24 protein-coding genes and 1 tRNA gene are annotated in these 24,710 nt (G+C 33.9%); 5 read left to right on the plus strand and 20 right to left on the minus strand.

Translation table 11 applies throughout. The annotated features are described in order from the left end of the window. Nucleotides 1-115 precede the first annotated feature (115 nt). The 3 genes from ACOQFO_RS10600 to ACOQFO_RS10610 form a co-directional block, all read right to left on the minus strand. On the minus strand, nucleotides 116-1,411 hold the full coding sequence (locus ACOQFO_RS10600) for a LysM peptidoglycan-binding domain-containing protein (RefSeq protein ID WP_421689662.1): 1,296 nt from the start codon (nucleotides 1,409-1,411) through the stop codon (nucleotides 116-118). Between the two features lie 168 nt (nucleotides 1,412-1,579). After that, nucleotides 1,580-2,782: an EAL-associated domain-containing protein gene (locus ACOQFO_RS10605; RefSeq protein ID WP_421689640.1), complete on the minus strand. Its 1,203-nt coding sequence runs from the start codon at nucleotides 2,780-2,782 to the stop codon at nucleotides 1,580-1,582. 280 nt (nucleotides 2,783-3,062) lie between these two features. Continuing rightward, nucleotides 3,063-4,526, minus strand: coding sequence for a DHA2 family efflux MFS transporter permease subunit (locus tag ACOQFO_RS10610; protein WP_421689641.1), 1,464 nt, complete (start codon nucleotides 4,524-4,526; stop codon nucleotides 3,063-3,065). A gap of 173 nt (nucleotides 4,527-4,699) precedes the next feature. On the opposite strand from ACOQFO_RS10610, the gene ACOQFO_RS10615 reads away from it, so the two are divergent. Beyond that, on the plus strand, nucleotides 4,700-5,578 hold the full coding sequence (locus ACOQFO_RS10615) for a TetR/AcrR family transcriptional regulator (protein WP_421689642.1): 879 nt from the start codon (nucleotides 4,700-4,702) through the stop codon (nucleotides 5,576-5,578). A gap of 65 nt (nucleotides 5,579-5,643) precedes the next feature. On the opposite strand, the gene ACOQFO_RS10620 is transcribed toward ACOQFO_RS10615, so the two are convergent. Both ACOQFO_RS10620 and ACOQFO_RS10625 read right to left on the minus strand, forming a co-directional pair. Then, entirely contained in the window at nucleotides 5,644-6,096 is a 453-nt protein-coding gene (locus tag ACOQFO_RS10620; RefSeq protein WP_421689643.1) for a YndM family protein, read from the minus strand. Nucleotides 6,097-6,343: 247 nt separating this feature from the next. Further along, nucleotides 6,344-7,222 carry a LysR family transcriptional regulator gene (locus tag ACOQFO_RS10625; protein ID WP_421689644.1) on the minus strand — a complete coding sequence of 293 codons (879 nt, stop codon included), beginning with the start codon at nucleotides 7,220-7,222 and terminating at the stop codon, nucleotides 6,344-6,346. A 143-nt stretch (nucleotides 7,223-7,365) separates the two neighbouring features. On the opposite strand from ACOQFO_RS10625, the gene ACOQFO_RS10630 reads away from it, so the two are divergent. Together ACOQFO_RS10630 and ACOQFO_RS10635 are read left to right on the plus strand one after the other, a co-directional pair. Further along, nucleotides 7,366-8,334, plus strand: a complete 969-nt coding sequence (locus ACOQFO_RS10630; protein ID WP_421689645.1) for a DMT family transporter — start codon at nucleotides 7,366-7,368, stop codon at nucleotides 8,332-8,334. Nucleotides 8,335-8,813: 479 nt separating this feature from the next. Continuing rightward, nucleotides 8,814-9,665 carry a malate synthase gene (locus ACOQFO_RS10635; protein WP_421689646.1) on the plus strand — a complete coding sequence of 284 codons (852 nt, stop codon included), beginning with the start codon at nucleotides 8,814-8,816 and terminating at the stop codon, nucleotides 9,663-9,665. A 163-nt stretch (nucleotides 9,666-9,828) separates the two neighbouring features. Here the strand turns inward: ACOQFO_RS10635 and ACOQFO_RS10640 are convergent, their stop codons facing one another. The 3 genes from ACOQFO_RS10640 to groES form a co-directional block, all read right to left on the minus strand. Next, nucleotides 9,829-10,503 carry a metal-dependent hydrolase gene (locus ACOQFO_RS10640; protein ID WP_421689647.1) on the minus strand — a complete coding sequence of 225 codons (675 nt, stop codon included), beginning with the start codon at nucleotides 10,501-10,503 and terminating at the stop codon, nucleotides 9,829-9,831. A 182-nt stretch (nucleotides 10,504-10,685) separates the two neighbouring features. Further along, nucleotides 10,686-12,311 (minus strand): chaperonin GroEL, encoded by a 1,626-nt coding sequence (gene groL / locus ACOQFO_RS10645; RefSeq protein WP_421689648.1) that lies wholly within the window; start codon nucleotides 12,309-12,311, stop codon nucleotides 10,686-10,688. Nucleotides 12,312-12,401: 90 nt separating this feature from the next. Next, nucleotides 12,402-12,686 (minus strand): co-chaperone GroES, encoded by a 285-nt coding sequence (gene groES / locus ACOQFO_RS10650; protein WP_036188883.1) that lies wholly within the window; start codon nucleotides 12,684-12,686, stop codon nucleotides 12,402-12,404. Between the two features lie 263 nt (nucleotides 12,687-12,949). Here groES and ACOQFO_RS10655 point away from each other — a divergent pair, with 263 nt between their 5' ends. Continuing rightward, entirely contained in the window at nucleotides 12,950-13,705 is a 756-nt protein-coding gene (locus tag ACOQFO_RS10655) for a CPBP family intramembrane glutamic endopeptidase (RefSeq protein ID WP_421689649.1), read from the plus strand. Nucleotides 13,706-13,750: 45 nt separating this feature from the next. Here the strand turns inward: ACOQFO_RS10655 and tatC are convergent, their stop codons facing one another. The 3 genes from tatC to ACOQFO_RS10670 form a co-directional block, all read right to left on the minus strand. After that, a complete protein-coding gene (gene tatC / locus ACOQFO_RS10660; RefSeq protein WP_421689650.1) occupies nucleotides 13,751-14,584 on the minus strand; it encodes a twin-arginine translocase subunit TatC in 834 nt (277 codons plus the stop codon). Nucleotides 14,585-14,601: 17 nt separating this feature from the next. Beyond that, nucleotides 14,602-14,856 carry a twin-arginine translocase TatA/TatE family subunit gene (gene tatA, locus ACOQFO_RS10665; RefSeq protein ID WP_421689651.1) on the minus strand — a complete coding sequence of 85 codons (255 nt, stop codon included), beginning with the start codon at nucleotides 14,854-14,856 and terminating at the stop codon, nucleotides 14,602-14,604. Nucleotides 14,857-14,938: 82 nt separating this feature from the next. Further along, a complete protein-coding gene (locus tag ACOQFO_RS10670; RefSeq protein ID WP_421689652.1) occupies nucleotides 14,939-15,568 on the minus strand; it encodes a redox-sensing transcriptional repressor Rex in 630 nt (209 codons plus the stop codon). Nucleotides 15,569-15,828: 260 nt separating this feature from the next. Between ACOQFO_RS10670 and ACOQFO_RS10675 the strand changes: the two genes are divergently transcribed. Further along, nucleotides 15,829-17,772, plus strand: coding sequence for an ATP-binding cassette domain-containing protein (locus ACOQFO_RS10675; RefSeq protein WP_421689653.1), 1,944 nt, complete (start codon nucleotides 15,829-15,831; stop codon nucleotides 17,770-17,772). 574 nt (nucleotides 17,773-18,346) lie between these two features. Here ACOQFO_RS10675 and tsaD read toward each other — a convergent pair. The 9 genes from tsaD to ACOQFO_RS10720 form a co-directional block, all read right to left on the minus strand. Continuing rightward, nucleotides 18,347-19,366 (minus strand): tRNA (adenosine(37)-N6)-threonylcarbamoyltransferase complex transferase subunit TsaD, encoded by a 1,020-nt coding sequence (gene tsaD / locus ACOQFO_RS10680; RefSeq protein ID WP_421689654.1) that lies wholly within the window; start codon nucleotides 19,364-19,366, stop codon nucleotides 18,347-18,349. Then, nucleotides 19,366-19,809 (minus strand): ribosomal protein S18-alanine N-acetyltransferase, encoded by a 444-nt coding sequence (rimI, locus tag ACOQFO_RS10685; RefSeq protein WP_421689655.1) that lies wholly within the window; start codon nucleotides 19,807-19,809, stop codon nucleotides 19,366-19,368. Before rimI ends, tsaD begins: the two co-directional genes overlap by 1 nt. A 5-nt stretch (nucleotides 19,810-19,814) precedes the next feature. Continuing rightward, nucleotides 19,815-20,513: a tRNA (adenosine(37)-N6)-threonylcarbamoyltransferase complex dimerization subunit type 1 TsaB gene (gene tsaB, locus ACOQFO_RS10690; protein ID WP_421689656.1), complete on the minus strand. Its 699-nt coding sequence runs from the start codon at nucleotides 20,511-20,513 to the stop codon at nucleotides 19,815-19,817. Further along, on the minus strand, nucleotides 20,510-20,962 hold the full coding sequence (gene tsaE, locus ACOQFO_RS10695; protein ID WP_421689657.1) for a tRNA (adenosine(37)-N6)-threonylcarbamoyltransferase complex ATPase subunit type 1 TsaE: 453 nt from the start codon (nucleotides 20,960-20,962) through the stop codon (nucleotides 20,510-20,512). The genes tsaB and tsaE overlap by 4 nt, the downstream gene beginning before the upstream one ends. Nucleotides 20,963-21,098: 136 nt before the next feature. After that, nucleotides 21,099-21,386: a hypothetical protein gene (locus ACOQFO_RS10700; RefSeq protein WP_421689658.1), complete on the minus strand. Its 288-nt coding sequence runs from the start codon at nucleotides 21,384-21,386 to the stop codon at nucleotides 21,099-21,101. A gap of 239 nt (nucleotides 21,387-21,625) precedes the next feature. After that, nucleotides 21,626-21,701 (minus strand) — tRNA-Asp (locus ACOQFO_RS10705). Nucleotides 21,702-21,897: 196 nt separating this feature from the next. Then, a complete protein-coding gene (locus ACOQFO_RS10710) occupies nucleotides 21,898-22,638 on the minus strand; it encodes an amino acid ABC transporter ATP-binding protein (protein WP_421689659.1) in 741 nt (246 codons plus the stop codon). Further along, nucleotides 22,635-23,279, minus strand: a complete 645-nt coding sequence (locus ACOQFO_RS10715; RefSeq protein WP_421689660.1) for an amino acid ABC transporter permease — start codon at nucleotides 23,277-23,279, stop codon at nucleotides 22,635-22,637. Before ACOQFO_RS10715 ends, ACOQFO_RS10710 begins: the two co-directional genes overlap by 4 nt. A gap of 50 nt (nucleotides 23,280-23,329) precedes the next feature. After that, nucleotides 23,330-24,103, minus strand: coding sequence for a transporter substrate-binding domain-containing protein (locus tag ACOQFO_RS10720; protein ID WP_421689661.1), 774 nt, complete (start codon nucleotides 24,101-24,103; stop codon nucleotides 23,330-23,332). Nucleotides 24,104-24,710: the final 607 nt, after the last annotated feature.

A 24,710-nucleotide genomic window follows, 5' to 3' on the forward strand; every position in this document is an offset into this window, starting at 1 on the left:
CACCATAATACATCGTCATCCTTACTTTTTCCACCAATTCCATTTTTACCATAATTGTTAGATTTTATTTCTCCACAATAAAAAAATGGCTCCATGAAGAAGAGCCATTTCTAATTTACTTATTATGTTTAACAACGTTAAAGTTATCACTGATTAATAACCAGTTCTGCGGGAATGGGAACCCTAATTTCCAATAACTAATTCCTCGTAAACTTAACCGCTTCATTAAATTAAACTTCGCTTGTATGGACCGCGCATCTTCAAACCAAACTTTATGCGCTGTACCATCATCTGCTACATAATTAAAGTTCGGTGCCTGTGCCTCATAGTCATATTCAATGACTGCATTATTTTCACGAGCTATTTCAATCGCTCTTTGAGGACTAACTGCACGCGCGTATTCTCCACCTTCTACAAATGGTAGCTTCCAATCGTAACCATAAAGATTTTGCCCCATCATGATTTTATTTGCTGGCATTTCAGTAAGTGCATATCGCAACACATCTTCTACTGGGCCAATTGGTGATACAGGCATTGGAGGTCCACCTGAATATCCCCATTCATAGGTCATCAGAACAACGAAGTCTACAATTTCTCCGTGTGCTTTGTAATCATGTGCTTCATACCACTGACCAGACTGCTCGCTACTAGTCTTTGGTGCTAATGCACTTGAAATCATAAAACCTTCGTTATGCAAATAGTTTGCCGCTTTTCGCAGGAAGTTGTTGTAGGCTTCTCTTTGATCTGGAGGTAAAAACTCAAAATCAAAGTGAATATCTGTTACTCCACCTATTCTACGCGCTTCATCTACTATATTTTCTAGTAGTACTTCTTGGACGGCAGAACTTTGCAAAACCGCTCTTGCTAAATCATCACTAAATTGCCCTTCTTCTAAGTTCGTTACAACTAACATTAACGAAGCACCTGATTCACGAGCAATTTCTGGTATACCATTTGTTGGTATAGGATCTAAACTTCCATCTCTTCTAGCCTCATAACTAAATAGTGCTAAATAGGTTAAGTTAGGAGCTACTTCTCTTGCTTGAGTTAACAATTCTTGGCTAACAGTATCCCCCATCGGCTCAATATAAATATTAACTTCAGCATTCGTTTTAGGTCTTGGCGGTATATAAAGCCTTGTTCCTACAGTTAGCGGTTGGTTAATGTTAATCCCATTTATTTGTGCGAGTGTATTTGGATTTGTTCCGAAACGCTGTGCAATCGAATAGAGAGTATCGCCTTGCCTTACCCAGTAATAGCTCCCCACAATCGGTATTACAAGCGCTTGACCAATAACAAGCTGGTCATTTTCACTTAATTGATTCGCTTGTAAAATCGTTTTGTAATTTACACCGTAAGCTTGTGAAATCCCCCATACAGAATCCCCTCGTTTAACTACATGGATTTGGATGATAACACTCCTTCTATCACTTATTCACAATTCAAAAGAAATTTAAGAAACACTTCGGTTCATTTTATGATTCATATCGACAAGACATAACAAAATGTAGAAATTAAAAATTGGTACAGTCACAAAATCCGACTAATCGGAATTAATTAAGTGACTGCACCAAAAAAATCAATTTACAATATTATGCTCATAAAGATAATCATAGGTAATATCAACGAAAACAAATTCTTTATTATTAATGGCCATTGAATAAGTTCGAGTTAACTCTCCTGTTTCAATATCACTGTAAACAGCGGAAAGTTGACCTTTTTCATCATTTCGCATTTTAATAATATTAAATAGGAAGTAAGGTCGCCAACTCCAGTTCTTGCCGATCGCATTATTTTGCACATTCCATTCCCCATCTTTATAGAGAATATTCGGCGAAGTTTGGAAGCCTTCTTCATTGCATATATAAAATCGGAATGCGTAACCTTCAATTCTTTTCGAAAGCTGTAACAAACTTTCTACATTGTTGCTCGAAGGTTTTACTTCTTCAATAATTGTCGAGATTTTCTTTTGAAGTTTTTTCATTTCTTCAAACTTTAACACTAACTGTTTCTTTTCAGCGGAGATAAAATGCTGACATTCACTACGGAACTTCTCCTTTAATGTATAGCGAGAGATAAACTCTTTCACAGGATTTTGTAGGTAATTACCCTTAAAGTATCGAGCACCATTTTTCCAAGCAAGATGCAGCTGATAGTCCGTTTGAATATTATTGAACATTAAAGTTGCACCAATTTTAACCGCTAGTGACTGAATAGTAGTGAAGACGTGACTTTGCGCTCCCCAATTGTTGTAATTCAATTGATTGACATTGATTTTAAGCACTACCGGTTCAAGCATTAGGATTTGATCTAGTTTACTTTTTGACCCAATATCATCTAATGCAATTTTAACACCATATGTTTTTATATAACGAATAGGATGTTGTAGTTGTTCAAAATCCCCTTTTACCTTATGTTCCGGTATGACTAAATAAATTTGTGACATCAAAGACTCGTCTAGATGCTTTTTAAGTAAGTTAAAATAAGATTCCCCAAAGTCAGCCATCAGCAAGTTCGGATTACACGGTAAAAATAAGCTGACATCCTTCAATTGCTCTAATGATGCTTTTAATGCCTCTTCAACGAAAAAATGTTGTAACTCTAATCTTAAATCAGCTGTTGCTGTCTCATCATAGATAAAGTCTTTTATTTTATAGGAATTACCACCAAGTAAAAATCCAATTACTTCATACCCAATAAGTACATGTTCATCCGCACTATAAATGGGTTCATAGAGTAATTCTAACGCATCTAATTGATCGAAAACGTCCAGAACATTCATCCACATAAACCCCCACACACATCATTCTAAAAGCAATTTATTTATCTTTACTATATTATACAACAGAATATGTATTAGAAGAAGTTATTGCTTTGCATAAATTTAAAAATAATTTTATAATTATGCAACGTCACATTAATTCTTTCCCCATTAATTACTATTATATGCAAAAGAATGCTTTCCTGACCTAATTCATTCTAGTAATTTATTATCAAAATATACATTTTTATAATAAAAACCACTTCTAATGCAATCTAGAAGTGGTTATATGTTTCTATAATTATTTAGCTAATTTTTTTGGATTTACTACTCGTTTAAGGAACAACGATAAAACTAAAGCTACTATTGCAATAAATGTAGCCACTAAGAATGATAACTGAATACCTTCAAGTAATGCTTGCGATTCAATTGTTTTTATAAATTCATCAGTTAACGTACCATTTGCCGCAGCTTCTGCATATAGGTCTTTCCCAACAGCTGTGCTTTTTGCAGTCATAATTGAAACTAATACCGCTGTACCAATAGCTCCAGCAATTTGAGAAATTGTGTTATTCGAAGCTGTACCGTGTGGATAAAGTTTTGCCGTTAATGAATTTAATCCATTTGTTTGAATTGGCATCATGACAAGGGCAATACCAAGTGCACGAACTGAAAAAACACTAATGATATATAAATAACTTGAGTCCATATTTAATAGGGATAGCAAGAACGTAGTAACAATCATGATTGATAAACCAATAATTGCTAATGGTTTTGGACCGATTTTATCGAATAATTTACCAGTTACAGGAGACATAAATGCCATCACGAGTGCACCAGGTAACATCATTAAACCTGATACAAATGGTTCAATTCCTCTTACACTTTGAACATACGCAGGTGTTAAAATCATACCACCCATCATTGCCATTGATAAAACAGCACTAATAATTGCAGCTAAAGCGTACATTGGTGATTTAAATACACCCATATCTAATACCGGTGATTCAAGTTTGAGTTGTCTAAGGACAAATAATACTATTCCAATAACCCCAATTACCAATGATGTGATTACTATTGGACTTGACCAACCTTTATCTCCAGATGTACTAAATCCGTACAGAATCCCACCGAACCCGATTGCAGATAGAACTAATGAGAAGTAATCTAATGAAACTTTTCTTGTCGGTAATACATTTTTAAGTTTCCAAAAACTTAACAATAAACTAATTACAGCAAACGGTAAGATCATGAAGAAAAGTGCACGCCAATGATGATGTTCAACAATATATCCAGATAATGTTGGTCCAATTGCTGGTGCGGCAATCATGACTAAACCAAAGACTCCTAATGCAGCTCCGCGCTTTTCAACTGGGAAACTAATTAACATAACGTTCATTAATAATGGCCCCATAAAGGAAGCACCTACTGCTTGTAACATACGCCCAGCAAGTAAAACTCCGAACACTGGGGCTAGGGCAGCAAGTAATGTACCAAGTACAAAGATGATAGTTGAAATGATAAATAACGGTCTTGTATTATACCGTGTAATAAAGTAAGCAGAAGCAGGCGTTAAAACCCCGCTTACTAACATATAACCATTGGCTAACCATTGAATTGTTGTATAATCAACACCTAAATCCACCATCATTGTGGGAAGTGCGACATTCAATAATGTATTATTTAAAAATGCGACAAATGCTCCTACAAATAATATGACGATCATTAGATAAGGAGGCTTTTGTGCAAGTTGTTGATTTTGCATATATATCGTTCTCTCTTTCTATCTAATATTACGGATGAAATTCATTTTATACTCTCAGTATACTTTTTTCAATACTTTTATACTATAAGTTTAATGAATATTGATATGAAAGGGTTTTCACCACTGAACTTGTGGTATAATTATTTCTGAATATAGGGCAAAAGGAGATAACAATGAATACTCGCAAACGCCAAATAATAAGATCGGCACGTAAATTATTTATTGAAAAAGGATATTCAGATACATCTATTATGGACATAATCGCTTCAGCTAATATTTCAAAAGGGACATTCTATAATCATTTCACTTCAAAAAGCGAGTGCTTGATCGCCATATTAGAAGAAGCCCGGGAAGAAGCAACTAATCGAAGATATGAAGTGGCAATGAATAAAGATCTTTCAGATATAAATGTTTTAGTCGAACAAATCTCGATGCTTATGTATGTAAATCGAGAACATAATTTAGTTCAAATCTTCGAATCCATTTCTGGAAATGCAGACCCAGAAATTAAATCAGTAATAGATAAACACTACATTCTTGAAATGACTTGGTTATCTAAACGATTTGTAGATGTATTTGGAGAAGAAATACGAAAAGTATCGTTTGAACTGGCAGTATACTCATTAGGTATGATGCAAAGTGTATTACGTACAATGATATCTGCAACAGGTCAATATGGTAATCCCGAAACAGTCATTAGAACCATATTAAAGAATATTGAGTATCTTGCACCTCATATTGCAAAGCAAGGATCACTCATCACTTCAGAAATGTCACAAGCTTTACTAAATAAAATAGAAGATAAACCTGTTACTAAAGATATGATTATCGAACAGTTAAAAGGTTTTATAAAGAACTTACCTGATGATGATCTTAAACGAGGCCATGAACTCGCGCAGTTTCTACTGGAAGAGCTTGAATCACAGAAGGAAAGCGATGCTATTTTTGAGGTGGTGTTGTCTGCTTTTAACCGTTCATTTACAAATACATCCCATGAAGCAGAGGCACATCAAATTTCCATTTATATTTGGCGTTACCTTGATTTAAAATAAACATCATATGCTTGAAGCATGAAAAAACACCACCCACCTATTTTAAGTGAGTGGTGTTTTATTGTTCATTGGTTTTCATCTTTTTTTCTAGATTGAATATCTTTATCGAAATCCTCAGCAAACTCAGTTTGTAATTTATGATGTACACGTGAGTTATTATTTGGAAAGTCTACATTTTCAAACACATGATCTCTTAAATAACGATGATAATATAGCTCCCCTGCCCCTATAAAGAGGGAAGATAATAATGAAGTGGACAATAACGAAGTTTCTGCATCAAATAAATACGAACCCAATACCCATACAACTAAGAAGGCAAGAATAAGATCACCAGTTGCCGCAATCATATTACCTACTTTAGGTAATACAGTTAAATCTCCTACAAATGCAAGGATTGTTAAAACAATCCCGATAATTAGGATATCTGTAAACGAAACATCAAAAAATAATCCTAATACTATAAATAAAACACCTACTGTTACGGCTAGTTTAATCAAAAATGCTCTTGTATATTGCATTCTTATTTACTCCTTTCACTTTTGGTTCATGCTTAGGTTTTCCAATTATTAATCCTTCATACAATCCCATAAGTCACTTCTTGTTGTCTGAATATGGGGAACAAAAAAGACTCCATTAATAACAAAGATAATCTCTAAGCCTCGATTTACTCTTGGAGATAAAAACTGTATTTCTCTTAAAGATATATGAAAATCAGTAAAGGTCTGATCCATCTACTCACCCCAGAATCATTGCAAACATGTTATTTTATGCTTCATTATAGATAAAGTCTATTTCCTTGCTCGATTCGATCGTCTCAATAAATTTTTCAATAGTTGAAGTTAAGAAGGAATCAGCTCTTCTAATAAATACAGTTTTAACCTTGCTGTATTTATCAGGAAGTGTATGACATTTAATGAGTTCACTTTTTTCCATATGAATAACTGATGATCGAGGAACAAACGAAACACCAAGTCCCATGGAAACACTTCGTAATATCGTTTCTAACGTACCGAACTCCAACACTTTTCGAGGTACTACATTTTGATCTTTATACCATGTTTCTAGACGAGCACGGTACCCACACCCTTCACTAAAACAGAGGAATGGCTCATCTTTTAATTCATCTAATGTGTTATTGCGCATATCTGAGATTAAGACAAGCTCCTCATTAAACACTTCATGGGAAACAAGATCTGGATGTAAGTCAGATGCTGTTACAAATGCTCCATCCAATTTATGATTTAATACTTCTTCTACTAGTGTTTCCGTTACTCCAGTAAATAACGATAAATCAACATTTTTGTATTTTTTTATGTAGGTAGACAATATTTTCGGTAAGTGATAAACCGTTTCAACAGTACCAATTTCCAATTTACCAGAAGGTTCATTTTTATTTTGAACGGCTTTTTTCATTTCCATCGTTAAAGACAAAATCTTTTTACTATAAGACAGTAGTTTTTTCCCTTCAGGTGTCAACGTCATCCCTCGTCGATGACGGTTAAATAAAGGGGTATTCAATTCAGATTCAAGTTTCTGAATTCTCGACGTAATGTTTGACTGAACATAATTAAATTCTTTTGCCACTTCTGAAACGGTTCCCTTTTCGGCTACCATTTGAAAAATTTCTAAATCCTTAAACTCCATCTCCCTTACCCTCCAATTTATAATTATCCGTATCTATGATATCAAAAATATTGATATTAATCTTTAATATTATTCGTTTTACGTGATATTTAAATAGTTATATGATGATGTGTGAGTAAATGAATAAGGGGTATTGGAGAAAAATGAAAAATAATGTGCTTTTAGGAGCAGTTTTATGTTTGGTTGCTGCGGTTTCTTGGGGTGCAATGTTTCCAGTAGCACATGATGCTTTTAAACATATTGATCCATTTTATTTTACAGTTTTTCGATATGGATCAGTAACAGTTATTTTAGCTACTATTCTTCTATGGAAAGAAGGAAAACAGGCATTCCAATTTGAAGGAAGAGGCGTCCACTTATGGTTCTTCGGAACAATGGCTTTCACTGTTTATAATCTATTTATCTTCTGGGGAGAAGATATTTTAGGTGAATCAGGGATTATGATAGCCTCCATTATGGAATCGCTAATGCCTATGATATCAATCATTATTGTATGGATGATATTTAAAGACCGACCACATCTATTTACGTTATTATGTGTTCTTGTATCATTCGTTGGAGCTATTTTAGTAATTACTAAAGGGGATTTTAAAACGTTTTTAAGTGCTACAGATCAGTTTATTCCTACTATGCTTATCTTAATAGCTGTCATTGGATGGGTTATTTATACTATGGGTGGTAGCGAGTTTAATGGTTGGTCTGCTCTACGCTATTCAACATTAAGTTGTTTGCTTGGTACTACTACCGCAATTGTCTTAACAATTGCATCGTCATTATTTGGTTATGTACCCGTTCCATCAACAGAAGCAATAATCACAGTTAGTCCGCATTTATTGTTTATGATTATTTTCCCTGGTGTAATTGCTTTACTTGGTTGGAATATTGGTGTGAGCTTATTATCACCATTAAATGCTCTATTGTTTATTAACTTTGTTCCTGTTACAACGTTAACAATTTCAATTTTTCAAGGTAACAAAGTAACAATATTCGATTTAGTTGGTACTGCATTAATCATCATTGCACTCGTTTCAAATAATCTGTTAGTACGTATGTTGCAAAAGAAGGATGCAACACAACATTTGCAGTCGAACTTACAGGAAAGAACGTTGTAGAACTGCACTAAATAAACCTATAAAGGAGAATTGCCAAAGCTTCAGGCAATTCTCTTTCATTATGCTATCTTCAAGCCAATCTCCTCAATTTCGAGTTAATTAATTTAAATAAAATTTTTATTTTACATCAATAAAAAAGCTACTGTCAATATTAAATTTGTAGTTTGTTTCAATATATGTTACAATTGTATTACAACTACTTCTTTAATCATCGCATTCAAATTCTTATGTAAATTTTTGCAGATAGAATTGAATGCGTTTTTTTATATCCTTCTCTAATTCAAAAGAAGGAATGGAACTGTAGTTTGAATATTGAAAGCCACCTGCGGTAACAGTGACTAGATTGGAGGCAAGGTATTCCTTAAACTTTTACCTCAGACTTTAAGTGATCTACTCTCGGTAGGCAAGTTAGTTGCAGGGATTTACAAGTAATCTAATAAAGCGAACCAAGTTTTAGAATTACAAGGAGGAAAAAAATAATGAATCTTGTCGATAAAGAAGTTACACACAAAAGTTTTGGCAATGGAAGAATTGTTAAACATAACGACTCACTAATAGAAATACATTTCGCTAAGGAAAAGAAAAAGTTCGTCTATCCTGATGCATTTGGAAAATACTTAATCTTACATGATAAAACGGCAGCTAATTCACTTGAAAAGATCATACAAGAAAAGGAATTAGAGCTAGAGCAGTTAGAACAGGAAAAAGAAGACGAAAAAATTCAGCTACGTAAAGAACAAGAACTTCGCATGGAATATGAAAAGCTTATGAAAAACCATATACTTCATTCTGAATCACAAATGGTTATTTGGTGTGAGGAGGAAGAGTTAAGAAAGGTATTTTCGGAGTGGAAGGTATTTGCTGGTGAGATAAAGAGCGGTATTAACAAAGGACAACCAAAAAAACCTACACGTCTTTATCAAAATAGTGTCTGCCTTTTGACAGCCAGAGATTCAAGTATGCCCGAAAAAGACAGGCGTATCATAGGTATATTTATGGTGAATATAGACTTTATAGGTAAGTTATGTGAAGATGGATATATTCCAGCTCATTCAAAATATAGAATTCAATTATCAGAACAAGAATCTGATCAACTGCAATTTTGGAATTATTATCACGATAAAAAATCTCCTCAAAAAATATCTTGGAATACAGGGAAATACCGTTATTTTGATAATGTATGGATTGCACAGATTTTACGTGATATTGTTTCATTAAAAAGTGACACACCGGAACAAGTCCTAGCACAGAACTTTTTTAACCATTTTTGTAAAATGAATCAAATTAATAAAGAAGAATTGCCAGAGCCAAATGGTGCGCTAAGACATTAATAAAAATGGTTAATGATTTCAGTTGAACTATAAAAAAACAAAGCAGTGATACATAATGTAGTGCTGCTTTGTTTTTTATTTTGCAAAGCTATCAAGTTAATGCTAAGAGTAAAATTGGTTAATTGAATTACTTTTTAGCACTTCATTCCCCATTACAAAAAATTTAAAAACGGAATCTGAATACTTTATTCGCAAGTGGATATATAAATTTAACACCTTTTTTCGTCATCATGTCTCCAACAATATGCGAAAGATACGCTATCGTGGAAATAAGGGCTAAATTGATAACGCCAGTACTAATTTGTAGAAGATATGACATATAACACCAGTAAGCCAATGCCCAAATCGTATGTGTTAACCCTCGATGTGGAAACCACCCTGCTATCCCTAAGTATAAAGCAAACATAACTAACCACCATAACTCATCAATTATTGCATAATATAATAGGCATAAACTTAAGATACTCATTAGAATATTTTTCAAAGTTTCTTGGCTTTTCAACGAGAGGCCAAGAATAATAGCGCCAAAAATAAAAAGAAGTATTTTATTTTGTTGAGTAAACCAATCTCCATCTAGGAAAGACAAAAAATTTAATTCTAATAAATATGTAATTAATGACAAAATTATTAATGCAACACCAGCAATAACCCCTTGTTTTTTTATGAGTTTAGCTGTTTTAGTTACACGTTTATTTAACAAATTATTACCGTCTAAATCGGGAGCAAGAGAGGCAACACCCGTTGCTGTTAAAATAACAGGGATCATTTCAAGTGATTGATTAACAGACGCCACAGCTCCAATTCCTAACCCTATTGCTAAATGAGTTCGACCTTTCATGTTGTCACCTCTTTGTTGTTATGTCTCTAATTATTCTAATAGTTTTACAACCTTTGAAAATATATAGCATAACGAAAAAAGAAGCTCCTCACAAGTTTTAGTCACTTATGAGAAGCTTCAATAGAATTAATCTATGATTTTTTTTGATACAAACCCTGTCAAATCAAAGATTTGATGGCTTATTACATCATGCCGCCCATTCCACTCATGTCAGGCATTGCTGGAGCGTTTTTCTCTGGTAGGTCTGCTACTACTGCTTCAGTAGTTAAGAATAAAGCAGCTACAGATGCAGCGTTTTGAAGTGCAGAACGTGTAACTTTAGCAGGGTCTACGATACCAGCCTCGATCATGTTTACCCATTCGCTAGTTGCAGCATTGAAACCTACACCGATTTCTTCACGTTTTAAGCGGTCTACGATGATTGAACCTTCAAGACCTGCGTTGTTAGCAATTTGACGAACTGGTTCTTCAAGAGCACGTAATACGATACGTACACCAGTTGCAACGTCACCGTCAACTTCATTTAAAACTTTTTCAACAGCACCGTAGATGTTAAGAAGTGCAGTACCACCACCAGATACGATACCTTCTTCAACTGCAGCACGAGTTGAGTTTAATGCGTCTTCAATACGTAATTTACGTTCTTTTAACTCAGTTTCAGTTGCAGCACCAACTTTAATTACTGCTACACCGCCAGCTAATTTCGCTAAGCGCTCTTGTAATTTTTCTCTATCGAATTCTGATGTAGTTTCAGCGATTTGAGAACGGATTTGGTTTACTCGGCTTTCAATTGCATCGCTGCTTCCAGCACCTTCAACGATTGTAGTGTTGTCTTTGTTAACAACTACTTTAGCTGCACGGCCTAATGATGTAACATCAGCAGTTTTTAGATCTAAACCTAAGTCAGCTGTAATAACTTGACCACCTGTTAAAATCGCTACGTCTTCTAACATTGCTTTACGACGGTCACCGAATCCAGGTGCTTTTACAGCTACAACTTGGAATGTACCGCGTAATTTGTTAAGTACTAAAGTAGCTAAAGCTTCACCTTCAATATCTTCAGCAATGATTAATAATGGACGACCTTGTTGTACAACTTGTTCAAGAAGAGGTAAAATTTCTTGAATGCTGTTGATTTTTTTGTCAGTAATTAAGATATATGGGTTGTCTAATACAGCTTCCATTTTGTCTGTATCAGTTACCATGTAGTGAGATACATATCCACGGTCGAATTGCATACCTTCTACTACATCTAACTCTGTAGTGAATCCTTTAGATTCTTCAATTGTAATAACACCATCAGTACCAACGCGTTCCATAGCATCAGCGATGAATGTTCCGATTTCGTCATCAGCAGCAGAAATAGCAGCTACTTGTGCAATCGCTTCTTTGTTTTCTACTGGACGAGAAATAGATTGTAATTCTTCTAATGCAGCAGCAACTGCTTTGTCGATACCTTTACGGATACCTACTGGGTTTGCACCAGCTGTAACATTTTTAAGACCTTCACGAATCATCGCTTGAGCTAAAACTGTTGCAGTTGTTGTACCGTCACCAGCGATTTCATTTGTTTTTGATGCAACTTCAGCTACTAATTTAGCACCCATATTTTCAAATGGATTTTCTAATTCGATTTCTTTCGCAATTGTTACACCGTCATTTGTAATTAATGGAGATCCGAATTTTTTCTCAAGAACTACGTTACGACCTTTTGGCCCTAGAGTTACTTTTACAGTGTTTGCTAATTTATCTACACCTTGAAGCATTAAAGCACGTGCTTCTTCTGAGAATTTAATATCTTTTGCCATTACTGTACCCTCCAATTTTTATTATCATTTCATATTAAATCGTGCATTTAGCGGTAGAACCGCACATGTATTTTTTACATTTTCAAATTTTTAGCCAATAACAGCTAAAATATCACTTTCACGTAAAATTAAATATTCGTTACCTTCATATTTCACTTCTGTGCCTGAGTATTTAGAGAAGATAATAGTATCTCCTTCTTTCACTTCAAGCTCGACACGTGTGCCGTTATCTAGTACACGACCAGTTCCTACTGCTACTACTTTACCTTGTGATGGTTTTTCTTTTGCTGAATCCGGAAGAACAAGTCCTGATGCAGTTTTCTCTTCCACCTCAACTAGTTCGATAATGATACGATCACCTAATGGTCTTAACAAGTGAAACAACCTCCTAGAATATTATTAGTTTTATTTTTTTGAATTCTTATTAGCACTCTCATCAAATGAGTGCTAACACAATTATTATAATAATCAATTCATTTTTCATTTGCAAGTGTGAAGCATAAAAAATTTGAATTATTTCCATCTTCATCTACAATATAAAATGAGTGAAAGACTTTTTGCATAGACTATAATATTCTACCTATATCGACGGTCTTTTAAACAACGTTTTTAGCTATCTAGAAAGAGGGAGTTTTTAATTGAGTAGTTCAAATACAGCAAAAACACAAGCAACAGCATTTTATATTTTACTTCTTTACATTGCATGTCAACTTTCCGGCCTTCTATTACTTATTCCAGCAGTGAGAGATATATTCCTTCAATTTGTAGATAGTGATAGTTCGGTATCAATGGTTGTACTTGTCGCATGGTGGTCTACCATCGCATTTGCAATAACTTTTATCATCAGTTATTTGTTTATTCAGCGTAATAAATCTTTTTGGAATGTATTTAAAGGTGAGAAAGCTTCAATTGGAGCAACAGTTGGTTGGGGAATTATTGGTTTCTTCTTAGTATTAGTTGGACAAACCATTGCCGCTAATATTGAAATGGCATTGGGAATTGAGGCTGGATCACAAAACACAGAGACGATTATTATGGTAACAGAAATAGCCCCTATAATGATGTTATCAACGGTTTTATTCGCGCCGATTTTAGAGGAGCTAGTTTTCCGTCGTGTAATTTTTGGTTCGATCATTATTCAAACTCAAAATTTTTGGATAGCGGGTATTATTAGTGCCGTTGTCTTTGCTGCCATACACCGAGATTTTACACATATTTTAATTTATACTGTAAGTGGTTTTATTTTTGCTTTTTTATATTATAAGACGAAAAGATTACTTACCTCGATTATTGCACATATGTTATTAAATAGCTTCGTTACGATAATTCAAATTTTCTATGATGATTTAATGAGGATTATGAAAGAGGTACAGATGATTACTTTCTTACCATAAAAAAAGTGTAGATAAGTCAGAAATGACATTATCTACACTTTTTTGTTATGGATGTTGATTACTCATATTTTCAATTTGACGTCGTTGTTCTGCTAGTAAAGCTTCAACTTGTTGTCTTTGGCTTTCTTCTTTTTCTTCTTGTTGCCTTTGTTCCTCTGCTTGTAGGAATTTTTTATAACCTATTCGTGCAATGATAATACTGATTTCATATAAAACAAATAAAGGTATTGATATTAAAATGTATGAAACAATATCAGGTGGTGCTAGTAAAACTGCAATCACGAACAATACAAAATAAGAGTATTTTCGGAATTTGCTCATCAGTGCAGGGTTCAATACTCCCAAACGTGATAGGAACAATGTAACAACAGGTAATTCAAAGATAAACCCAAAAGGTACGACCAATTTAAATAGAAAAGAGAAATATTCGTTTATACCTATTGTTTGTTGTATTTCTAACCTTTCTGACAAATTCATCATAAATTGAAGGACACTAGGAAATAGAACAAAATAGGCAAACGCTAGTCCACCCATAAATAATAAAAATGCATAAGGTATATATTTCAATGTTGCTTTTCGTTCTGATTCGTGTAATCCCGGTGTGATAAACGCCCATAATTGATATAAAATGACCGGTGATGTAATAACTAGTGAAATCAGAAATGTCACTTGAAGATAAACTGCAAGTGGATCTGTTACGTTAAACGCATTTAGTGTTAATTGCTCTGATTCTATACTTCTATATTGAATAAATTTAATCACAGGTTCTGCAAAGTAGAACCCAACGAATAAAGATAATACAAAAATAACCGCACAAACAACAAGACGATTTCTTAATTCCTCTATATGTTCAATTACAGTTAATTCTTTTGGATTCATAAATTTGACATCCTTAACTACTTAGCTTTTTCTTCTTTATTTGGATCTTTTACTTCTGCTTGTTGAACTGTTGTATCTTTATGATCAATTACTGTTTTTTTCGTGTTATCTTCATCATCTATTAAACCTTGAGTACCCTTTTTAAACTCACGAAGTGTAGTACCAACTGCTCGACCTAACTCCGGCAATTTTTTGGGACCAAATATTAATAATGCTACGATTGCTATAATGATAATGGCAAACGGTGTTACTGCATTTAAATGCACTACCATGATTATAACCTCCCTATTATATGTATCATTTTATCGTAATTCAAAATGTAATGCTATTAGATTAATGTGAAATCTTTTCGTCTTAACTATTCCTAATTAAATAAATTAGTGCTTCTAATTCTACAGACAAATCAATATTCATGACCTTCACAGAATCTGGAACATTCAGACGAACAGGCGTGAAGTTTAATATTCCTTTAGCATTAATATTTGCTAATCTATCTGTTACTTCTTGAGCTGAACGTGAAGATACAGTCAGTATCGCCAACTCTACATTAAATTTTTCGTACATTTCTTCCAATCGATCTGGATGATAGACAGGTATCCCATTTACCTTATATCCTTCTTTAGGTGCTTTTGAGTCAAATGCCACAACAATACGTGTATTATGGTTTTTTTGGAAATTATATTTCAAAAAGGCATTTCCTAGATTCCCTACACCAATTAGCGCTACATTTGCTCCTTCATCCTGATCTAGAGTTTGTCTAAAAAACTCAAGTAAGTATAAAACATCATATCCATATCCCTTTTTTCCTAGGGCTCCGAAATATGAAAAATCTCGTCGAATTGTAGCTGAATCGATTTTCATCGCTTCACTTAATTCTTGTGAAGAAATTCTTCGTTTCCCTTCATTCGCCAAATTTTGCAGAAAACGATAATATAGAGGCAATCTTTTTGTTGTTGCTTGTGGTATTTTTAGTTCTTGTTTCACTTACTATCCCCCATTCTATTCCGCCTCGGCGAAACTGGGCTACTGCCAGAGAAACTCACTTTTTACCTGTCAGTATTTCGTTCAATTTATATACATTCGCCGATTGCTATTAATTTTATTATATATATTAATAAAATTCCCCATTGTAATACTAATAAATCTTTTCAATATTACTAAACATATTGAAATTAGTAAAGCATTCACATTGCAAGAATCCTAAGCAATCCTTTACACTATTGATAGTGAACTGAGGTGTAACAATGATTGTCTTACAAGTAAATCAATTATATAAATCTTTCGGAACAGATGAGATTTTAAGCGGCGTTAAGTTAGAGGTTCAACATCGTGATCGTGTTGCATTAGTTGGACGAAATGGCGCTGGGAAATCGACTCTATTAAAAATTATCGCTGGCCAGATGTCTTATGATTCCGGCGAGATCATTATTCCTAAAGATATTCAATTAGGTTATTTAGAGCAACATACAGGACTAAACTCCACATTAACTATTTGGGATGAAATGATGACCATTTTTTCAGGTTTAAAAAAACAAGAAAAAAGGCTTCGAGAACTGGAAGCAAAAATGGCTAATCCATCAGTATATGAAAACAACGAACTATATCAGCGAATTATGGTTGAATACGATCAATTGCAGCATGATTTTAAAGACGCGGGAGGCTATCAATACGAAGCCGATACAAGATCAGTCCTTCATGGTATGCAATTCTTTACTGAAGACTACAACAAACCAATTGCCTCTTTATCTGGGGGACAGAGAACTCGCTTAGCATTAGCAAAACTACTGTTAAGTAAACCTGAATTATTAATTTTAGACGAACCAACGAACCATTTAGATATCGAAACATTGACTTGGTTAGAGAATTACTTAAAAGGGTATGAGGGAGCCATTTTAATCGTTTCCCATGACCGTTATTTTTTAGATCAACTCGTTACGATTGTCTATGAAGTTTCAAGAACACATGTATTTCGTTTTGTAGGAAATTATAGTGCTTATTTAGAAGAGAAGGCGAAAAATTACGAACGAAATTTAAAAATGTATGAGCGAGAGCAAAGCGAGAAAGCAAAGTTAGAAGCTTTCATTCAAAAAAATATCGCCCGCGCATCCACAACAAAAATGGCACAAAGTAGACGTAAAATGTTAGAACGAACGGAATGGATGGACTCCCCAGATGGAGATGAACGTTCTGCCAAATTTGGATTTACTATAGAAAAACAGAGTGGTAATGATGTTCTATCAATTGATGATTTATCTATCGGTTATAAAGGAACAACTATTTCTAACAATATCTCGATGAGAATTTATCGTGAAGACCGCATAGCGCTTGTAGGTCCAAATGGTGTTGGAAAATCCACCTTACTAAAAACTATCGTAAAAGATCTGCCTATTATGAAAGGCGATATCCGCTACGGAACAAATGTACAAATTAGTTATTACGATCAGGAACAAGCAAAACTTACAGGTAATAAATCCGTTCTTAAAGAATTATGGGACGAATGGCCACTTATGAACGAAAAAGATATACGGACAATTCTTGGCCGCTTTTTGTTTAGTGGTGATGACGTAACAAAACCTGTTAACTCCTTATCGGGTGGAGAAAAAGCTCGACTTGCACTAGCAAAATTAATGATGCAAAAAGGGAATTTATTAGTACTAGATGAACCAACAAACCATCTTGATTTAGATAGTAAAGAAGTATTGGAAAATGCGTTAATTGATTACCCTGGAACTTTACTATTTGTTTCCCATGACCGTTATTTCATTAATCGTATAGCAACAAAGGTAATTGAACTATCTTCAAATGGTGCTTTTGAATATTTAGGGGATTATGATTATTATTTAGAGAAAAAGCAGGAGCTTGAAGAGCTTGCGCAAATGAAAGCAGCTGCTTCAAATGTGATAGAAGAAAAAACTTCTTCAAAGTCTTCCACATCACAAATTGATAAGGAAGCGAAAAAGAGAGAACGTCAGATTCGTCGAATGATTGAACAGATTGATCAAGAAATGGCAGTTTTAGATGAACAAATAAAACAAATAGAAGAAGATCTATGCAAACCTGATATCTTCCAAGATCACGAAAAGGTTTTATCACTGCAAACAAATCTTTCTGAATTAAAATCGGAATACGAACAGTTTGAAATGCAGTGGCTAGAATTGAATGAAGAGCTTGAGGATATTTATTCTTAAAACCATGTGGACAACCCGCATGGTTTTTTTCTCTTTTTAAACTGGGGATATTTGTCCGCAATAGTGAACAATCATCGATATATTTGAGGTTATTTCTATTATTCGACAATATTATACATATATCTTGGTCAATAGACAATTTGCGAAAAATTTCTTCCACATTTTTATTCACAACTTCAGCCTAGTAATATCAAGATATCAACAGAGTTTTCCACATTATCCACATTTATTTTTTCATTTTTCCACAATCAATTGTGAAAAAACAACCACAATATCTAGTTTTATCACAGGTTATGCACAACTTATGCACAGTTTGTGCATAAGTACGGATGTTCGCATTGACTTTTTTATTATAATTTTGATTACTTGTGGATAAGTTTTCAGAAAAATAAAACTAAAATAAGAAATTTTAATAAAAGAGATTTTTTCAACAAAATTAGCCAAATTATTGGTAAACCAGTGGTGTGGATGATCCGTGATCTCCTATTCACAAATGTGAGAACATAAAAATAGCACCATTCGAAAAAACAATTTGTCTTCCAAATGGCACTAAATTTTGAAGCAATTTTATCTCTTATTGATTCCAACTTTTTAATTCCATACCTGGATTGCCGTTCATTGATAAGTTGCCTCTAACACCTGCTAAGTACATATATGAACCAGCAGCACCAATCATTGCTGCGTTATCTGTGCATAAGTTTAACGGTGGTACGTAGAAAGGAATTCCTTCTTTCGCAAATGCTTGTTCCAAACTTGAACGCAATCCTTTATTTGCTGAAACTCCCCCTGCAGCTATTACCTGTTTTACTTTGTATTCTCTAGCTGCACGAACTGTTTTCGTTGTTAATACTTCCACTACACTATCTTGGAAGCCTTTTGCAACTTTTGCAGGAACAACTTCTTCTCCGCGTTGGTCCATATTGTGTTTATAATTAATAACCGCTGATTTTAGACCACTGAAGCTAAAGTCATAGGAGTCATCAAGCCATGCACGTGGAAACTCTACACCTTCACTTGCTTCATGGGCAAGTCGATCAATATGTGGGCCACCTGGATATGGGAGATTTAATACTCTTGCAACTTTATCGTATGCTTCCCCTGCCGCATCGTCACGTGTCTCACCAATTACTTCAAAGTGTCCATGTTCCTTCATTAATACAAGTTCAGTATGTCCACCAGATACAACTAATGCTAATAATGGGAACTCCATTTTTTGAACAAGTGCATTTGCATATATATGACCGGCAATGTGATGAACACCAATAATCGGTAATTCATTAGCAAAAGCAAATGCTTTCGCTGCATTTATACCTATTAATAAAGCGCCAACAAGTCCCGGTCCTTCCGTAACGGCAACTGCGTCTAAATCTTGTGGCTCTAAATTAGCATCTTTTAAAGCTTTTTCAATGACTAACGTTATCTTTTCAACATGATGACGTGAAGCAATTTCTGGCACTACTCCGCCAAAACGTGTTTGACTTTCAATTTGTGATGATACGACATTGGAAATAATTTCACTTCCATTTCGAATAATCGAAGCCGCTGTTTCATCACAACTTGTCTCTATTGCTAAAACAATACTTTGATTTTCCATTATAAATTCACCCACATTACAAGCGCATCTTCTAGATTATCAGTATAATAACCTTTACGAATGCCTCCATCTTGGAATCCTAATTTACGATATAAATTTTGAGCTATACTATTTGAAACTCTAACTTCTAAACTCATGACATCTGCATTATGTTCTTTGGCAAGTTTCATTGCTTCTCGCATTAAACCTTCTCCAATGCCTTGACCACGAACAGATTCTGAAACCGCAACATTTGTGATCTGAGCAGAGTCAATGACAATCCATATACCACAGAATCCCACTATATTACCTAATTCATCTTCCGCAACAACATAATGTGCGAAGTTATTTTCAGTCATTTCATAGTAAAAGGAGTCTAATGTCCAAGGAGCAGGAAACGATGCCACTTCAATTTCATAGACAGCTGGAACATCTTCTACTGTCATTTTTCGATAATGAATCATTCTTCTTACTCCTTCTTCTGTCCCTTAATCCATTCAGCTTCTGCTTGAGCAAGACGATGATACGTCGGAACAAAAGTATGAACATCTTCTACTGAAGTATTTGATTCTTTTATCGCAATTTCAATTAGTTTTGAAGCTCTAGGGAGATGCAGTGAAGTTGGTGCAAATACCGCTCTTTCACCTAACTCACCAACAATTAATGCCTCAAAATTTGATACATCTTGTCCTACAAACATAACCGGTTCATCATACTCTTTTAATTGGGCTAAAAAATCGTTCATGGAGCAGTGATTGTCTTTTATAACAGGTTCAAGTTCAAGTCCTTTATAGACCCCAACATATGCATTTTGTCTTCTAGCATCAAATAATGAACAAACTAATCCATTAAAAAGATTTGCATTTGAAGCAATTACTTTTAAGCTAGATACTCCAACAAGCGGCTTATTTAAAGTCCATGCTAGTGTTTTAGCAATCGTTACACCAATTCTTATACCAGTGTAGGATCCAGGTCCTTCAGATACAGCAATGGCATCGATGTCATTTGGCTTTAAATTTGCTTTCGTAAGTAGCTCTTCAATAACCGGCATAGTTGTAACAGAATGGGTTAATTTATTATTTTGTACAATCTCCACTAAAGTTTGGCCATCCTTTACAATGGCTACAGAAAGTGGTGAATTGGACGTTTCAATTCCAAGCCAAATCATTTTAATAACTCCTTACACAACTCTTCATATCTTCTACCAATTGGTTTTAATATGAATTTTCGGTTGTTTTCATCAATTCGTTTTATTTCTATTTCTAATCGTTCATCTGGTAAATATTCATCGATAAGATGTGCCCACTCAACTACAGAAACACCTTCACCATAAAAAATCTCGTCCCAACCTAAGTCTTCATCGCTTTCAGCTAAACGGTAGACATCTAAATGATTAAAAGGAAGTCTTCCTTGATATTGTTTAATAATCGTAAATGTTGGGCTATTTACAGTTCTTTTAATATCTAACCCTTTTGCAAGTGCTTGTGTAAAAGTGGTTTTTCCTGCACCTAAATCTCCCTCAAGAGTAATTGTGTCTTGAGGTTCTAACAATTTTGCAAGATTTTTAGCAAGTTGGTTTGTTTCTTCTAAAGATGTGATATTTATTTCATACACCATATTATAATCCTCTTTCGAAAAGTACATTATCTTTAGTTTACCTAATACTTGTCATATGTTCAAAAAGAATTACTTAAACTGAAAATAAAAGAAAGCGGACTCTAAAAATTAGAGCCCGGTAATAGCAAGAATTCAACTATTCAAACTGATACTTCAAGTACATAAACTTTCCAACTAATTGATCGTCCTCAAATGTAATAATATATTGCTTAGTCAACAGTAACTCATCATACCAAAGATATGAATAATCCGTCAGTCTCTCTCCCCTACCTTTGGCAATCTTCACTACATCCATATAGGTCATTCCCTTTTCAAGTTGAAGAAACTCTTCTTCATTCATAAACTTTTGCCATCTATAATTATTTGTTTCTTCAATATAGTAATATTTATTGATTTCATAAGTTAAAGGAGTCAAAAACAACAATAGATTTACTACGACAAGAATAATTAAAATAGTGATTTTTTGTCGTAATTTTATAATTTTAAACAGTTTTTACCACACCTCATGTAAGTTTTGGCATTATCATTATACTGATAACTCTCCGCTCTCATGAGTAAGTCACACATTCTTAATAATTAGAAGTGTAGAAGTATTTTTATGAAATAAAAAAAGCCTTTCGCAAAAGTTAATTCTTTGCTAAAGGATTCATCATTGTACAAATATGGCGGTCCCGACCGGGATCGAACCGGCGATCTCCTGCGTGACAGGCAGGCATGTTAACCGCTACACCACGGGACCAATATTTAGTGAATATACTAATTATAACAATTGAAGATTCATAATTCAATGGTGTTTTTACCATTTTTTATTAACCTTATCTTACACTTCATTGTACCAATTTTATTGAAATAAAAATAAAAAAACACCACTAAAGATAGCGGTGCAAAATACATAGATGTCTGACTGACTCTTTTAGTAATACATAAACTAACTATTAATTATTATTCTGTAATACCTTACTTAAGAAGCTACGTGTACGATCATGTTTTGGATTAGAAAACAGTTCTTTAGGGTCTCCCTCTTCCACGATGTATCCACCATCCATGAAAATTACGCGATCAGATACGTCACGAGCAAATCCCATTTCATGCGTTACAATTACCATGGTCATACCTTCATTTGCAAGTTCTTTCATAACGTTTAAAACGTCTCCAACCATCTCAGGGTCTAATGCAGATGTTGGTTCGTCAAATAACATTATTTTAGGTTCCATTGCTAGTGCTCTTGCAATAGCTACACGTTGTTGTTGACCACCAGATAACTCACTTGGATATGAATTAGCTTTTTCTTTAAGTCCAACTTTTTCAAGTAAAGACATTGCTAATTTTTCAGCTTCTTCTTTAGATTTCTTTTTTAACTTTATTGGCCCTAATGTAATGTTTTGTAAAACGCTTTTATGAGGAAATAAATTAAACTGTTGGAAAACCATTCCTACTTCTTGTCGGAATTTATTAATATCTGAGTTTTTGTCTGTCATTTCGTGACCGTTCACTACTATCGTACCAGAAGTAATTTCTTCTAAACGATTTAAACAACGTAAAAATGTACTTTTACCTGATCCAGAAGGGCCGATTACACATACTACTTCTTTTTCAGCTATTTCAACAGAAATATCTTTCAGTACTTCCACTTTTCCATAATGTTTCTTTAGATTCTTTACTTGAACAATACTCATCGTAATTTATATCTCCTTTCAATGAGGTTACTAACCAATGTTAAAATGTAAATAACGATGAAATAGATAATACCAACAGTCGTCCACATTGCAAAAGATTCAAATGTAGCAGATGCTTGTACTTCACCTCGTTGAGTTAAGTCCGCAATTCCAATTACTGATAATAATGAAGTATCTTTCAAAGTAATAATCGCTTGGTTTGTAAATGTCGGTAACATTCTTCTTAATGCTTGAGGAAGGATAATATAGCGCATTGTTTGTCCGCCTGAAAATCCTAAAGAACGTGACGCTTCTGTTTGACCTTTGTCAATTGATTGAATACCTGCACGAATATTTTCTGATAAATATGCCCCTGCATTTAATGCTATAGTGATAATCCCTGCGACTTCTCTATCTAAACTGATAAAGTTTAATGAGTTTAATCCAAAGTAAATAAAGAAGATTTGAACTAATAAAGGTGTACCACGAATAATATCTACATAAATTTTGGCAATCCATTGTAGAGGTTTAATATGAGTTAATCGCATTAATGCTACAACTAGACCAATAATAAAACCCATTATGATCGCAACACCAAATATGTATAATGTAGTGGCTAATCCCTGCATTAAGAAAGGTAATGCATTAATTGCTGCTTCCATGTAATCACACTCCTATTGAAAAAAGTAGCACGCATAAGCGTGCTATTTTTTTAGTTTGCTAAATATTTATCTATGATTTCTTGATATTTACCGTTTTCTTTTAAGTTCTTTAAGCCTTGGTTAATTTTCTCAAGTACTTCTTGATTTTGACCTTTTAATACACCAATACCATATTGGTCATCGTTTAGACGGTCACCTACAACTTGTAATCCTAGATCTTGCTGAGCAATTGCATAAGAAATTACAGGGTAGTCTTCAAATAAAGCAGCTGCATTACCATTTTGAACTTCTAAGAACATTGATGGGCTATCATCAAATTGTACAATTTCAAAACCGATATCACCTACGATTGAATCAGCATACTTTGCTCCAACTGTACCTTTTTTAACAGCAACTTTTTTACCTTTTAAGTCTTCTACTGATTTGATTTCTGCGTTGTCTTTGCTTACTACAAGTGAAACACCTGCATCAAAATATGGGTCTGTAAAATCTACTACTTTTTTACGTTCTTCCGTAATACTCATACCACCCATAGCAATATCTAATTGACCTGCTTGTAACGCTGGTATAATACCTTTGAAGTCCATAGCTTCTAATTGTACTTCAAAACCTTGATCTTCTGCGATCGCATTAATTAAATCTACATCTATACCTACATATTTACCATCAACTTCATATTCGAATGGTGGATATGTCGTATCAATTCCTACTTTATATACTGGTTTACCTGAATCGCTTGCATTTTCCGCTTTGTCCCCTGAACCACATGCAGCTAATACTACAGAGAATACTGCTACAACGAATAACAATAAATACTTCTTCATATATATTATCCCCCTAAAATTAATAATATTTTAATAATTTTTTTATAAAATTATTAAAATACTTTATAATTTTATGATAATTTAATTAATTGATTAAATCAATATCAATCTTAGATAATTATGTTCGCAAAATATATTTATTGTTGAAAGTTAATAAAACGTTAGTAAATATTATAAGATTTTTTCCTATAATACTATTTAGTTCATGAGTATATTCACCTATTTCGATAATATTAATTATTAAAAAATATTATTTAGTTGTACATTTGGGTATAATTGGAATTTTATGAATTCTATAATTTGAGGATTTTTATTTCTAATTTGATAATAATTTCTATATCTTTTAATATAATTGATATTTTTGCCAATAGTTTTCAATCTAGTTTTTTATTAAAAAACCTTTGATTTTCATTTGATCTCTCTTTCTTAATACGCGCCGAACCTTCGGTTTTCATGGTAGTTGGGCATATAGAGTAGGGTGACCATTTTCATGGCCACCCCCTCATCAAACCGTACGTGCCCTATTAAGGCATACGGCTTACCAATGTGTTTAATTGAATTAATAAGTTGCTAATCTATTGGCGTAGTTCATTTTCCTTACACGTTC

Source organism: Ureibacillus sp. MALMAid1270 (genome assembly GCF_049202975.1).
Classification (GTDB): Bacteria; Bacillota; Bacilli; order Bacillales_A; family Planococcaceae; genus Ureibacillus.